The sequence below is a fragment of the Cupriavidus sp. GW823-FHT06D04 genome, from assembly GCF_058795055.1.
Window position 1 is genome coordinate 65,694 of sequence record NZ_JBXAHL010000029.1, and the last position, 13,031, is coordinate 78,724.

At 60.4% G+C, this 13,031-nt stretch carries 11 protein-coding genes, 1 other RNA gene and 4 pseudogenes; 8 read left to right on the forward strand and 8 right to left on the reverse strand.

The genetic code is table 11. The features are described from left to right. The first annotated feature begins 9 nt into the window (after positions 1-9). Entirely contained in the window at positions 10-2,019 is a 2,010-nt protein-coding gene (locus AC1Q7H_RS28230; RefSeq protein WP_492381999.1) for an acyl CoA:acetate/3-ketoacid CoA transferase, read from the forward strand. Beyond that, entirely contained in the window at positions 2,019-2,480 is a 462-nt protein-coding gene (locus AC1Q7H_RS28235) for a hypothetical protein (RefSeq protein ID WP_492382019.1), read from the forward strand. Before AC1Q7H_RS28230 ends, AC1Q7H_RS28235 begins: the two co-directional genes overlap by 1 nt. Here AC1Q7H_RS28235 and AC1Q7H_RS28240 read toward each other — a convergent pair. Then, entirely contained in the window at positions 2,397-2,741 is a 345-nt protein-coding gene (locus AC1Q7H_RS28240; RefSeq protein ID WP_492382000.1) for an excalibur calcium-binding domain-containing protein, read from the reverse strand. The genes AC1Q7H_RS28235 and AC1Q7H_RS28240 overlap by 84 nt on opposite strands. A 1,121-nt stretch (positions 2,742-3,862) precedes the next feature. Continuing rightward, positions 3,863-4,533 (reverse strand): annotated as a pseudogene (locus tag AC1Q7H_RS28245) (IS6 family transposase). A 175-nt stretch (positions 4,534-4,708) separates the two neighbouring features. On the opposite strand from AC1Q7H_RS28245, the gene AC1Q7H_RS28250 reads away from it, so the two are divergent. Then, entirely contained in the window at positions 4,709-4,909 is a 201-nt protein-coding gene (locus AC1Q7H_RS28250; protein ID WP_153956714.1) for a hypothetical protein, read from the forward strand. A gap of 401 nt (positions 4,910-5,310) precedes the next feature. Beyond that, on the forward strand, positions 5,311-6,426 hold the full coding sequence (locus tag AC1Q7H_RS28255; RefSeq protein ID WP_249678586.1) for a CapA family protein: 1,116 nt from the start codon (positions 5,311-5,313) through the stop codon (positions 6,424-6,426). Between the two features lie 96 nt (positions 6,427-6,522). Here the strand turns inward: AC1Q7H_RS28255 and AC1Q7H_RS28260 are convergent, their stop codons facing one another. The 4 genes and pseudogenes from AC1Q7H_RS28260 to AC1Q7H_RS28275 all read right to left on the reverse strand — a co-directional run. Further along, complete coding sequence (locus AC1Q7H_RS28260; RefSeq protein ID WP_153956716.1) at positions 6,523-6,963, reverse strand: helix-turn-helix domain-containing protein; 441 nt, start codon at positions 6,961-6,963, stop codon at positions 6,523-6,525. Beyond that, positions 6,948-7,292, reverse strand: a complete 345-nt coding sequence (locus AC1Q7H_RS28265) for a type II toxin-antitoxin system HigB family toxin (protein ID WP_492382001.1) — start codon at positions 7,290-7,292, stop codon at positions 6,948-6,950. The genes AC1Q7H_RS28260 and AC1Q7H_RS28265 overlap by 16 nt, the downstream gene beginning before the upstream one ends. Before the next feature lie 39 nt (positions 7,293-7,331). Beyond that, positions 7,332-7,508, reverse strand: coding sequence for a hypothetical protein (locus AC1Q7H_RS28270; protein ID WP_492382002.1), 177 nt, complete (start codon positions 7,506-7,508; stop codon positions 7,332-7,334). 343 nt (positions 7,509-7,851) lie between these two features. Further along, a pseudogene (locus AC1Q7H_RS28275) lies at positions 7,852-8,127 on the reverse strand (transposase domain-containing protein); the annotation flags it as partial. A gap of 879 nt (positions 8,128-9,006) precedes the next feature. On the opposite strand from AC1Q7H_RS28275, the gene AC1Q7H_RS28280 reads away from it, so the two are divergent. After that, positions 9,007-9,309, forward strand: a complete 303-nt coding sequence (locus tag AC1Q7H_RS28280) for a hypothetical protein (protein ID WP_153956718.1) — start codon at positions 9,007-9,009, stop codon at positions 9,307-9,309. Positions 9,310-9,556: 247 nt separating this feature from the next. On the opposite strand, the gene ssrA is transcribed toward AC1Q7H_RS28280, so the two are convergent. Then, positions 9,557-9,916, reverse strand: a transfer-messenger RNA (tmRNA) gene (gene ssrA / locus AC1Q7H_RS28285). Between ssrA and AC1Q7H_RS28290 the strand changes: the two are divergent. From AC1Q7H_RS28290 to AC1Q7H_RS28300, 3 genes and pseudogenes are all read left to right on the forward strand, one after another. Continuing rightward, positions 9,870-10,511, forward strand: a pseudogene (locus AC1Q7H_RS28290) (IS1634 family transposase); the annotation flags it as partial. The gene ssrA and the pseudogene AC1Q7H_RS28290 sit on opposite strands and share 47 nt — an antisense overlap. Positions 10,512-10,559: 48 nt before the next feature. Next, a pseudogene (locus AC1Q7H_RS28295) lies at positions 10,560-10,802 on the forward strand (RidA family protein); the annotation flags it as partial. A gap of 584 nt (positions 10,803-11,386) precedes the next feature. Then, a complete protein-coding gene (locus tag AC1Q7H_RS28300; protein ID WP_492382003.1) occupies positions 11,387-12,496 on the forward strand; it encodes an acyltransferase family protein in 1,110 nt (369 codons plus the stop codon). A 69-nt stretch (positions 12,497-12,565) separates the two neighbouring features. On the opposite strand, the gene AC1Q7H_RS28305 is transcribed toward AC1Q7H_RS28300, so the two are convergent. After that, on the reverse strand, positions 12,566-12,943 hold the full coding sequence (locus tag AC1Q7H_RS28305) for a DUF2188 domain-containing protein (protein WP_492382004.1): 378 nt from the start codon (positions 12,941-12,943) through the stop codon (positions 12,566-12,568). Positions 12,944-13,031: the final 88 nt, after the last annotated feature.

The window sequence follows — 13,031 nt, forward strand, 5'->3', positions numbered from 1 at the left end:
GGTGAGAACATGAGCTCGCAAGCAAGCACGATTCGTCTGGCCGTCCACTCGCGCGAGAATGGCAAACTGGTCTCGGCACGCGAAGCCGTGCGCCTGATCCGCGACGGCGATACCGTGGCGACCGGCGGCTTCGTCGGCATCGGCTTCGCGGAAGAAATTGCCATCGCCATCGAGGAGCTCTGCCTTGCGCAGGAATACGAGGCGCCAGTCAGCCTGACAAAGCCCCGCAACCTGACGCTGGTCTACGCCGCAGGGCAGGGAGACGGCAAGGAACGGGGGCTGAACCATCTCGCGCTGCCAGGCCTGGTGAAGCGGGTAATCGGTGGACACTGGGGCCTGGTGCCGAAGCTCCAGCAGCTCGCGGCCGGCAACCAGATCGAAGCCTACAACCTGCCGCAGGGCGTGATCACCCATCTGTTCCGCGATATCGCGGCCGGAAAGCCGGGCCACCTCTCGCGCGTCGGACTAGGCACCTTCGTCGATCCGCGCTTTGGCGGCGGCAAGCTGAATGAGCGCACCACCGAGGATCTGGTCGAGCTGATGCGCATCGGGGATCAGGAGTATCTGTTCTACAAGGCCTTCCCGATCCACGTCGCCATCGTGCGCGGCACCACCGCCGATCCCGACGGCAATATCACCATGGAGCGCGAAGCGCTGACGCTGGAAGCGCTGGCGATCGCCATGGCCGCGCACAACTGCGGCGGCCTCGTGATCGTCCAGGTGGAGCGCATCGCCGAACGGGGCTCGCTCAATCCGCGCCAGGTGAAGATTCCGGGCGTGCTGGTGGACTGCGTGGTGCTGGCCCGCCCCGAAAACCACCAGCAGACCTTTTCCACCCCATACAACCCGGCCTTCTCCGGCGAAGTCCGCGTGCCTGTGAGCAGCGTGGCGCCGATGCCGATGAGCGAGCGCAAGATCATCGCCCGGCGTGCGGCCATGGAACTCAAGCCGAACAGCGTGGTGAATCTCGGCATCGGCATGCCGGAAGGTGTCGCCAGCATCGCCAACGAGGAACGGATCCTCGACCTTCTGACGCTAACCGCCGAGCCAGGCGTGATCGGCGGCATCCCTGCCGGCGGGTTGAACTTCGGCGCGGCGACCAATCCGGACGCGATCATCGACCAGCCCTATCAGTTCGACTTCTACGATGGCGGCGGGCTCGATCTCGCCTTCCTCGGGCTGGCGCAGGCCGATCGCATGGGCAACCTGAACGTATCCAGGTTCGGGCCGCGGTTGGCCGGCGCCGGTGGCTTTATCAACATCAGCCAGAATGCGAAGAAGGTCGTGTTCGTCGGCACATTCATGGCGGGCGGCGGCGAGATCTCGGTCATCGACGGCCAGCTCAAGCTCCACCGCGATGGCATCGCAAGGAAGTTCGTCCAGGAAGTGGAGCATCGCACGTTTTCCGGCCCTCACGCGGCTGCGGCCCTCAAACCGGTCCTCTACATTACCGAGCGTTGCGTATTCGAGTTGAGCGCGCAAGGCCTGGAACTCATCGAGATTGCGCCTGGCGTCGATCTGGAACGCGATATTCTCGCCAAGATGGACTTCGCGCCGATCGTGCGCTCGCCAGCCCTGATGGATGCGCGGATCTTCAGCCCTGAGCCGATGGGACTGCGCGCGGACGTGTTGCGCCTGCCACTGGAAGCACGCGTCAACTACGACGAAGAGAAGAACATCCTGTTCCTGAATTTCGAACAGCTCGAGGTGAAGCGCCCGGAGGACATCGCGGCGATCCGCGCGCAGGTATGCCGCGTCTGCGAACCACTGGGTCATAAGGTCTATACCGTGGTCAACTACGAAGGCTTCGTTCTTGACCGCAGCGTGGAGGATGCCTATGTCGAAATGATCGAGGAAATGGTGCAGCGCTTCTATATCGGCGTGACCCGCTTCACCACAAGCGGCTTCATGCGTGCCAAGCTCGGTGACACCCTCGCCCGGCGCGGGCTTGCTCCCTATATCTATGAGACCGAGGCCGAGGCAGAGGCGTCCTTGCACGATCAACCTGAAAGCCACTGATGCGCACAAGCAGGAGATGCGAACAAGAGCAGCAGCGGGCCGTAACAGAAGCCGCCGTTCATGAAGGCGGCTCCGGAACCAGCTACCACTCGGAAAGCTATCCGTACAACGATGGGGAGGAAATAATGGGTTCAAAAATGACCGAGCCAGATCTGACGCTCTATCAAATGGTTGACGAGGTTCTCTATTACCTCTGGGATCCCATCGGCGTTGCAAATTCCGCGGGTCCCCGGGATGAATATCACAGGCGGTTCCGGGTCGGAAGCGACGGCCGCAAAGCAGCCGGATGCCTCGGCCCTTGCCGATGCCTTCCCGGTGTCGCGCGTCTTCGTGAAAAATGTCGCCGACGGCAGCGCATGGACTACCTCATCGGCGCGTCAAAACGTGCACTGGAGAGGCGGCGTCTCACATGGAATGCCGTCACCATCCCCATCCATTTTTACCGCTGGGCAGTTCTTTAGGTAGAAGCGGGCTTCCGCGCAGGAAGCCATCTGGCTACAGTGCTGTTTGCCCTCGCAACGGAATACTGGTTCCGGCGTTGGAGCAATAATCGAAATCGCGATCGGCTGTGGCTCGGCGTCGACCACCATATTTTTCAGCGGCGCGTGAGTCTTGTAGTAGATTAAAACGGCCGCGGCGACCGCGACTAGCAGCAAGCTTTTGTGCATGTTGACCGCAACCCTGCTTTTAATTATCCACATGCAAGGATGCCACAACCACATCGTCGTCGGTCTGCCGCCCTGCCGGGATGAGGTTCCAGGATGGTCAGATGTGCGAATTGACGCGCAGGCGGGGTGAGTCCGCCCTGCCCGGGTCTGGCAGGTTCGGAACGGACATTCCAACTTGCCGCGACTGACAAGTTTCGCTCTACAGACGTTATGTTAAATCATAAAACGGTGCACTGCGTGGACATACAGTCGGTGGTCGGTCATGCGCACGAGCTGGTCCGCCCTATGTCGCATAGGAGGTGCGCCTTAGCCCCGTCGCCCGACTGCTTTGAGGATGGACTGTCCGCGATGGGTGAGACGAGGGCTTGTTTGGCCTGAGGAGCCTTTCTCTATCGTGACGAGTCGGTGCCCTACCAGCGCATCAATTGCCGTGGGGTCCAAGCAAAAAGGATCAGGACAATCCTTGACCAAGATCAGTGTGGCGATTTCATGGGGACTCAGCATGTTCGCATCCTGTGTTTGTTCGCCTGCATCGCCCGCGCCTTTGGCCCCATGCCTTTGGCGTGTTCACCGTCTACCGCAGAAGTGCCCAGACAGCATAGGCCACGCCCGAGGCCACTAAGCAGGCTGCAAGTGTGAAGTAATATCTCGCCCCATGATGGGGCGCCTGCGCATAAAAATGGTGAACTATCGGCTTCATGTGCCCACCTACGCGACCCAGAGTAAGAAAATTGCCCCTCCACCATTGGCAAGGGCGGGCTTGCTTTCGTTATAGCAAACCATATGCCGGCCATGCTTGATGGCGGCGGCCAAGCTGTGCAGGCGCATCACATCCGACTGCGGAGGCTGAGCCGGCACCGTCAACGAGGCAGAGTCGCGTTCGCTGACCTGTCCCGCGTCGCGGCGGCGTCAGCCTATTCGGCCAGGATCGCTGGTCGGCCCTGCTGAGCACGTCGGCCAGCATTCCGATGGAGGGGCCGACACCAATTTCTCCATCCCGATCTCCCAGGGAATAGTGCAATTGAGCCGGCGCATCACACCCTCTATTCCTGGGTGTAGTTGAGCGAGGGTATCCCGTGGCTGTGGCACGAGGCCGGCCGCTTCGGCCCCACTCCCTGTGTGGTTCTGTCGCAGTAAGGGAGCGAGGGCAAGCAGCCCCCCGGGGTACAACTGGCTTATGCTGCCAGGGAATAGAATTGCTCTGCAGCAGACGGATTGCTCCCTTCGCGGCACTGCATCTGGCCCTTGGCAATCATGTGCATGAGCTCGATGCCGCCCAGCAGGAGGCGCGCGCAGCGAAAGTCCTTGAAGCCCAGCACCGGTCGAGTCAGGCGCTTGATGGCCCGATGGTCCTGCTCGACGATGTTGTTCAGATATTTGATCTGCCGGATGGCGATGGGAGCTTCCCGTTAGGCGTTGATGTCGTGCAGGGTCGCCAAGTTGGCCGGATTGCCGCGATGGTCGCCGAGTCGGGCTGACCGTGGTGCGCGATGGCCTTCTCGAAAAAGCGCCGCGCCGCGGCCTTGTCGCGCTGGGCGCGCAGCAGAAAGTCGATGGTATGGCCCGCCTTGTCGACCGCCCGGTACAGGTATTTCCACTGACCCCGTACCAGGATGTAGGGCTCGTCCATGCGCCAGCTTTTTCCCACTGGGCGCTTGCGAAGGCGAAACCCCTTGTTCAGCGCCGGCAGCAACTTGAGCGCCCAGCGGTGGCCACCGAGTGGGGCGTGTCGACCACCATTCCATTTCGTTGGCGCCGCTTCACTTGTGCTGTGGCGCAGCATAGGCAGGTCGACCAGCCAGATTAGTGTAATTTCTAGAAAGGGCCGGAATTTTAGATTCCCCATGCCTGCGTTGGCTCTTGATTCGGGCGACAAAAAAGCCTAGTGTGGAACTTCGGTGCGCGCTCCCAGCGCTCCTCGCACCGATGCACCCGTTGCCGTTGCCATCGTCCTCCGTGGAACTCGAGCCACGGAGCAGCAGTCGTAGTTCCTTTTTCCACCCACGACAAAGGAGGCCGACATGCTAAGTCCGCATGAAATCGCCGCGCTACTGCTGCTTGGCGATGCGCAGGAGATCCACGACCTCGAACCCGAGCATTTGGACAGCTTGCTGGCCCACAAACTGGTCACGTTCGAGCAGGGTCATGCTACCGGCAATGCCTACGCCCGCCTGACAAGTCAGGGGCATTCCATGCTCGACGCCGTCCGCCGCATTCGGTAACAGTCGGCTCGTGCGGGAAAGCAAACGTCGCGCGTAATCGCAGCGCAGGGCTGACTAAAGTGCTCTCGAGCCCAGAACACCACGTAAGGCGTGGCGCGGGACGGCGGCGACGCATTGTCTGCGACCACCGATTCCTTGTTGAACAGCTGAAAATTCGCGAAGGAAACCAAGGCCCCGCCGCGCGAGTCGCTTGCCCGGGAAAGGCGCTCTCCTCTTCGAGTACGGATCACCAAGATCATGAGCTTGCCTTTCACCACCCTCTCGCCAAGCTTGCACAACAATCCCGGCGTACTGGGTATTTTTGCGGCCCGAACAACGGTCCGCGCATAGGTGTGACACGGGCGCGCGCCAACCGGATCGCGCTCGCGACGCAAACGTTGACCGAACGGCAGGGACCCGCGGTGACCACCATCAGCCTCTTCTTATGTGGTGATGTCATGACTGGGCGAGGAGTCGATCAACTCTTCGCGACGCCGAGCGTGCCTACGCTGCATGAGGGATCCATCGGTTCCGCCTTGGACTACGTCAAGCTGGCTGAGCGTAAGACGGGACCGATATCAAGAGCTGTGAGCCATGCATACATCTGGGGGGATGCGCTGGAGGAATTCGCGCTGCGGCGTCCCGATGCACGCATCATCAATCTCGCGACGGCGATTACGACATCGGAAGACGCATGGCCAGGCAAGCGCGCGCATCACCGCATGCACCCAGCCAATACTGCTTGTCTTGTTACCGCCGGCGTCGACTGCGCCGTGCTGGCGAACAACCATGTGCTCGATTGGGGCTATGCGGGGTTGACTGACACGCTCGCTGCTCTCCGCATGGCAGGTATCGAGACTGCCGGCGCCGGGCACGACGCAAGTGAGGCCGCCCGGCCAGCGATACTCGCACTGCCGAACCAAGGACGGATCCTGGTGTTTGCGTTCACGATGGAGAACGCAGGTACGCCGCACAAATGGATGGCCACGAACAAGCGCGCCGGCGTGAATCTGCTGCGTGACTTTTCACCGGCGAGCGTCGACCGTATCGCCAGACAAATCGCAAAGTTCAAGCGAAAGGGTGACCTGGTGGTCGCTTCGCTTCATTGGGGAGTCGACTGGGGTTACGATCTGGAGCCGGGACAGCAGGCATTCGCACACGGGTTAATCGACGAAGCGGGTGTCGACGTCATCCATGGTCACTCTTCGCATCATGCCAAAGGCATTGAATTACATGCTGGCAAGCTCATTCTGTACGGATGCGGCGATTTTGTGAACGATTACGAGGGTATCGGTGGCCATGATGAATTTGGCGCCCATCTCGCATTGATGTACTCCCTGACCCTCGACAGCGACCATGGCAGACTCACCGACCTGCGGCTGGTTCCGCTGCGTCGTCGCCACTTCCAATTACGGCATGCTCATGAGATCGACTTCTGCTGGCTCACTGAGGTTCTCAATCGCGAGGACCTGAGGTTCGGGACGTGCGTCACGCGCTTGAATCGGGACGAATTTCGCGTCCTTGCGCGCTGTTCTTGAATGCAACAGCGTCAGATATAATGCCTGACGCACGCTTGTCCCGAACTCTGTCTCCATGCTGAAAGTCGCTGCAACGCTGGGAGTGTGGGTGTCGCCTCACACGACGGCAACTGGCGCGTCGACCGGGAAGAACACGGAAGTCGCGACGCCAAAGCGAGCGGCCAGCGCCCGGATCTGGCGCACGTTGAGTTCGCGGCGTCCGTTCAGGACTTCCGAAACCACGCCTTGGCTTCCGATTTCGGGCACTTGTGCCTGCGTGAGATGGTGCTGCTCCATCAGGAATCGCAAGGCATCCACGCCGGTCACCTCGGGGAAGGCGTAATGATCCTCGTCGTAGTCACCAATCAGCTCACCGAGCGTCGCGACCAGATCCGCCAGCGGATGCGCTTCGTCTGCCGCGCCCGCGTCCAGCAGGGCATTCATGGCGGCAACGGCCGCATCGTAGTCGCCTTCCGTGCGAATGGGGTGCAGGGGTACGACTTCGGACAGCGCGCGGAAGTGATCGGTCAGGGCAGCCACATTCAAGAGGGCTTCCATTTGTCGTACTCCTTGTGAGTTAAGACTTCGTGCACATAGAGCATCTGGCAGTCGAAGTGAATTGCGGTGATGAGGCGATATTTATTGCCACCGATGTCAAAGATATAAAAATTTCCCACACGATCCGTAGCGTTGAAAGTTGCCTTCAAGTGGGCGAAGCTGCCGAAGTTGGTGGCCTCGACCAGTTTGCGCCAAGCCTGTAAGGGAACATTGGCATCCGGATATCGGGCCGCGAAATCCACCAGGGCTTTGTTAGAGATTACGCGCATACCCGCAGTATATCTCAAATTGAGATTGATCGCACGTGGAGCGGCGCTGCTGCGGGCCAACCTTGGTCAGCAGGACGCTGGTACCTGCACTATGTCCGATCAAGACCCCAGGCGGAAATGCTCCTCGCTCTGCCCAGCGTTGACCGCCCGCCGCAGCCAGTCCGGCATCTCCCCTGCCCCGTCGTCCGCGCTGCGGTAGCGCACGGCCGTTGGCGCCGCCTCGGTCCGTCCTACCGGCGCGAAGCAACTGGCCGCCACCAGGTCAGCAAGGGTCAAGCCGTGCCGCGCCAATTGTGTGCGCACCCACAGCACGGCCCCGCCCCGGCGGCGAGCGGGTCGAAGTGGGGGACAGGTGGCTCACGACTATGTACCCCCTACACTGCCGCCCGCGCCTTCCCCGTCCGCAGCACATCCCGCCGCCCCCCTCGGGCGCTCTGATGTAGCGGGGGCCTGCCGCCGCACTGGCAAGATGCGGGGCCGATCCCCGCGACTGCCTGCCGCCATCACCGATTCCGCTGATGACAGACCTCCTTACATTTGCGCTTTTTTGATCACTTATGGTATGACCATACCGGAAAAACATCTTTTTGCAGCGCTGATGTCCTACGTGGCCTGACCGTCAACGTTCTATAGCAGGTGTTACCGCTCGATCATGGTAAGCGTCCGAGCGAGGCCGTCCTTGACGAGGCGCTGTAGTGGGCAACTGATCAGCGACGGCCCACGGCAGGAGATCGCTCACGCGATTGACCGGATGGTCGGCAATGCGAGAGATGACGTAGCGCAGATAAGCCTCAGGATCGAGGCCGTTGAGTTTGGTGGTCGCGACCAGTGTGTAGATCGCGGCGCCTCGCTCGCCACCGCTGTCAGAGCCGAAGAAGTTCTTGCGGCCGATCGCTCAGGCAAGCAGGTGGCGACCGGACTGAAGGTGGGGGCGTCGCCCTTACATTGCCGACAGGGATACAGCCTGGGGCCATCAATTAACATCCATCCAAATGGCGAGCGAAGGACGAGCCGATGGTGCCCCTTGCATGCCAGACGCGCACCGCACGTGCGGCAAACACTGGTCCGGGCAACCGCCTCGGCAACCTGTGCCGCGACCATCGTGCGCTGTAACTGACCCAGCAATGATTTTGACTCCACCTGATGCAGGCCCAGCGATCCGGCATTGGATCAGCAATTGCCGGGCGACCGGCCCATGCCCCGGCACGACCGATACGCCTCCCGAAATGAACGGGTGAAAGCCCGTTGACGGTGCGGCTGTGCGAGCGCGATGCCCTGGCGGATCTGCCGGTGCTGCTGCGCCTGGTGGATCAGGGAAAGGCTCAGGTCAGCGAGAAGACATCGCTGCCGGGCACGGTGACGCTGCGTTTGTTGTGCGGGCAACTGTCCGGTAGCGACTACTACTCCGACGACGCGGGCGCCGAGCGGCTCTTTCGTGCGGACGTCATGAAAAGTCATTTGGTTAGAGCTTCTAAGCGCGTATGCTGGAACTGCCACCTTGGCAAGCAACGCACTAGGAGCAATCCATGGCCAAGAGTCAACTACGCAGCACTCGCGAAGCGAAAAAGCCCAAGCAGCCCAAGAAGCCGTCAGTGCCGGCAACCCCGTTCAGCACGGTTCATTCGAGGGTTGGGAACGAAGGTGTCGCCAAGAAGAAGACGTAAATTGGTTGGCCGCGGACACGCGGCACAGTGATCACACGCAACTTGTAACGTTCACCGCAGGGAATTGATATCTCTACATTGAAAGCGCAGACCGCTTCGGGAGGCGCATCATGATCCATCACAACACGGACCCCACTTTTCGCGGGCTTCCGCTCACCGCCGAGCAAGACTCGGAAATTCGTCACTACCTGAACAGGAAGGCCAGGCTGGGCAAGCCATGGAATACCCCCGAGCTGCGCGGGATGCTTGAGGACATGCTGCTGCCGCCGACTACCGAGGACGACAGCCAGAGCGACATCCCGCGCGACGCGTTGGCCGCCGCGGAGCGTGCAGCCGCGTTTGTCGACCAGGATATGGAGCCAATCGAGGCGTATGAGGAATTGCATGCTGCAATGGAAGGAGATACGCACTAGCGCTAAGGACAGGATGCGCGGATCTCATCGAGGCTGCGGGCATGCTTCGGCAAGGCCCACCAGGCAAGCCGGATACATGCATGCAGACCGTTTCGACATCACGAACAAGAAGCTTGCAAAAGGCGTCGGGTCCATACATGCAGGAAAAGGACGATCACCCCGATATCCCCTCCACAGGCTGCCATTTGCCGTCTTGATCGAGCATTTCCGAGTATTCGCATGCTGCCATCGATGCCAAGCCCTCAAATGAACAAGGACCCCCGAAGGAGCCCTTGTCAGTAACTTTTCTGTTTCGAGGTCAGTTACAACCCAAGGCGGCTGTTAGGCGGCCAATGCGAACTTTTCGTCGTTAGCATTTACTTCGATTTAGTTTTAACGTCTTCTCTGACGAGTTGCCTCACGACCCTATCTCCCCCTGTCGAAACCAGGTCAGGCCCATCAGAAGCGCACTGCCCGTGCAATGTGCTTCTGGTGGACCTGGGCGGAATCGAACCGCCGTCCAGAAGGCCTTCAAGAAGAAGGTTTACAACCATTACCGGGAACCTTGCGGCACCCGACCATGCAGATTCTACGCCTCCTGCCGGCAGCGTCAAGGCAGTTTGCGTGCGGCTCTCACCGACTCGAGCTTCATGTGGGGACGCAAGGCCGAACAGATTCAGCAGGAGGCTGCACTCGATGGCCTGTACGTGGTGCGTACGAGCCTGCCGGCAACGGACCTGTCGGCTGAGGCGGCCGCGGCGGCCTACAAGGGGCTGGCGGTGGTGGAGCGGGCCTTCCGTTCGCTCAAGACGGTCGATCTGCAGGTGCGCCCCGTGTTCCATTGGAACGCCGCGCGCGTGCGCGCTCACGTCTTTCTGTGCATGCTCGCTTATTACGTCGAGTGGCACATGCGCGAGACGTTAAAGCCGATGCTGTTTGACGATGAATACGTCGAGCTCGCGCGTGCGGCCCGGCCTTCGCCAGTGGCCAAGGCACGACGCTCGGACCAGGCGAAAGCCAAGGACGCCACCAGGCTTGGCGAGGACGGCTTGCCGGTGCACAGCTTCCGCACGTTGCTCGATGATCTGGCCACGCTCGCGTACAACGTCTGTCACACACCCCTGAACCCGCAAGCAAAGATCGTCATGATCACGCGGCCGACCCCCATTCAAGAAAAGGCCTTCCGCCTCCTCAACATCAGCCCCGTCGCCTGTACCCAGTAATCGACTCGCTCGCGAGCACATAACCGCGAGCAATCAAAGCGTTATGCGCGCCGCGTGCTCAAAGTTCGGTCTAACGTATCCACTGTGCTAAGCGACGCAGGCTGTGAGTGGCGTGATGTGATAAAGGTGACAGTATTCCTCACCGACATGAGTAACTACGACAGCTTCAACACCACTTACGCCGAGTACCTTGGCAGCATGCTCCCCGCTCGTTCCTGCGTGGCCGTCGCGAGCCTCCCGCGGGGTGCTGCTGTCGAAATCGAAGTGGTTGCACGACGAACCGGTGCATGATGACGTGGGCAACGGTGGCAACGGTTTCGGCCCATTCGAGTTCGTACCTCCGGCCTCTCTAATCTTGGCTGTCGGTTGCGATTCGATATGGAGCTGTCCGCTGACGGTCTAAGTTCCGCAGTTCGCCCTCGGCCGGCGAAGGCTAGTGCCGGCCGATTCTCCGCTGTTCGCGCGGCCACAGGCTGAGGCCGTTCTTGGCCACGAGCCGCCGTCCACATATGTCATCGGTCGGACGTTCAGACGTCGGCTCAGCCCTGTAACCCGCCATCCGATTGGAAGAGGTGAGCACCGTTCGTCTTGCAGCAGTTGGATGTCTCAGTCGGGTGGCGCCGACCTGCGCCCTCCCCTCGGCCGCCCCAAGTCGGCCAGAATCGGTCATCTGGCTTGGCGCGTGGGCGGCGATTATCAGCCATGCCCATCTGACGACTGTGCATTGGCAATGTGTGGTCCCGCACCGATGCGCGGAGGAGTTATGTTCAGGATTTCAATTGTCGTGCGACGCTGCTCCAGCAAGGGCGTGATGTTGGATCGGCATCTTAGAGATGCGTACGACGGCACGGACGGGACGCAATTGGGACGAAGGGATGCGGCAATTCAAGCCACTTACCAGCCTGCGGGCCTTCCTGGCCCTATGGGTGCTATGCCGGCACTGGTTCTACGGTTACGGTGTCGACGGCACCTACTTCGATATCGGCTTTACGAGCACGTTCTTCGACCACGGCTATCTCGGCGTGGACGGCTTCTTCATCCTGAGCGGCTTCATTCTCACTTATAACTACGACCCCGGCCCTGGCGGGCGGCTGGACTGGAAAAAGTTCATTGTGGCGCGCATTGCGCGGATTTACCCGGTATACGTCGTTTGCCTGCTCCTGTTTGCCATCGCCGTACTGGCGCGCGACGTTGCCCTGCACACACACATGCTCGGCACGGACGGCTATACGGCGCCGAAGTTCCTGCTGGAGTTATCCCTGCTGAGCGCATGGCGCTACGCTGGGCCGGGTGGCTGGAACGACGTAGCGTGGTCGGTCAGCGCCGAATGGTTTGCCTATGTCTGGTTCCCACTGTACCTGTTGTCGGCGCCGCGCACGGGAAAGGGGCGTATTTTGGCGATGATACTTGTGTCGCTGGCGGCGCTGGGCGCGGTGGAAGCAACTTCAGCCGATCATCTCTCGCTCAGTGGCGGCGTTGCGTGCCTCGTACCGGAGTTTTTGATGGGCGTGCTGCTGTGCCGTCTACGTCAGGCAATGCCTCGCTATGAGGGCCTTCGCTTTGGTGCACTGCTGTCGCTGGTCATTTGCGGGGTTGGCGTGAAGCTGGGGATAGATACGATGTTCGTTGCTGGTGCGGCTGGTTTGGTCTTCTCACTCTCCTATGAAAGGGATGCCTTGACGCGTGTTTTTTCGCTGAGCACACTGGTGTTTCTCGGGGAGGTGTCCTACTGCATCTACATAGTGCAGCGAATACCGCAGTATCTGTTTTCGTTCGTCAGGGGACGGCTACCTGATTTGGCGGCACTGCCGGGCTCGGTGCAAGCCATGCTTCTACTTGCGCTGACGATTGGTAGCGCCATCGCGCTTCATTCCATGGTGGAAAAGCCGATGAGATCGTGGATCAACGGCCTCTTCCGTTCCAGCAGGAGGCCACTCGAGTCACCGCGCGCCCTCAAAGGAGAAGGAGGCTTGCCACGTCTCTGAAGGGTGCGGTGATGGTGGTCCATCACCGCACGTCGATGTGTTAGCGTGTGCAAGCGGCTCCGTTCACTGTCAGTCGGTTTCCGGCAAGTCGTGAGCGAGGCTGCCCCATAAGTCAATTCGTTCGCCTCGTCGGTGTATCAAGAGTTCAGCGTGTTCCCGCTCCGCCTTGGCCGTGGCGGCGGCAACCGCTTGGCGCTGGCCTGGATAGTGGCTAATAGGTTCCCGCTTCCCTTCAACGAATAAAGCCCATCCAACTCGGTCGTGGACTACATGAATACTTGGTGCTGACATGGTGTCATCCTCCTGTACGGCGTCTTTTATTTGTATACCCGCAGATCGACAACAAGCATTCATCACTGATGAAATCTGTGTGCCTGGACACCCAGAAGCTACCAGTCGCCACGCGCCTGCATGGGCAGCTTTTGCATGAGTGGTCTTCAATACCATTGTTGCCTAAATGACTGCTCTGCTGTCCATGTGTGAAGGACCGCTTCAGAGTAACGCTAGCGTCTCTTAAGGGCCGCCCTGAGACCAC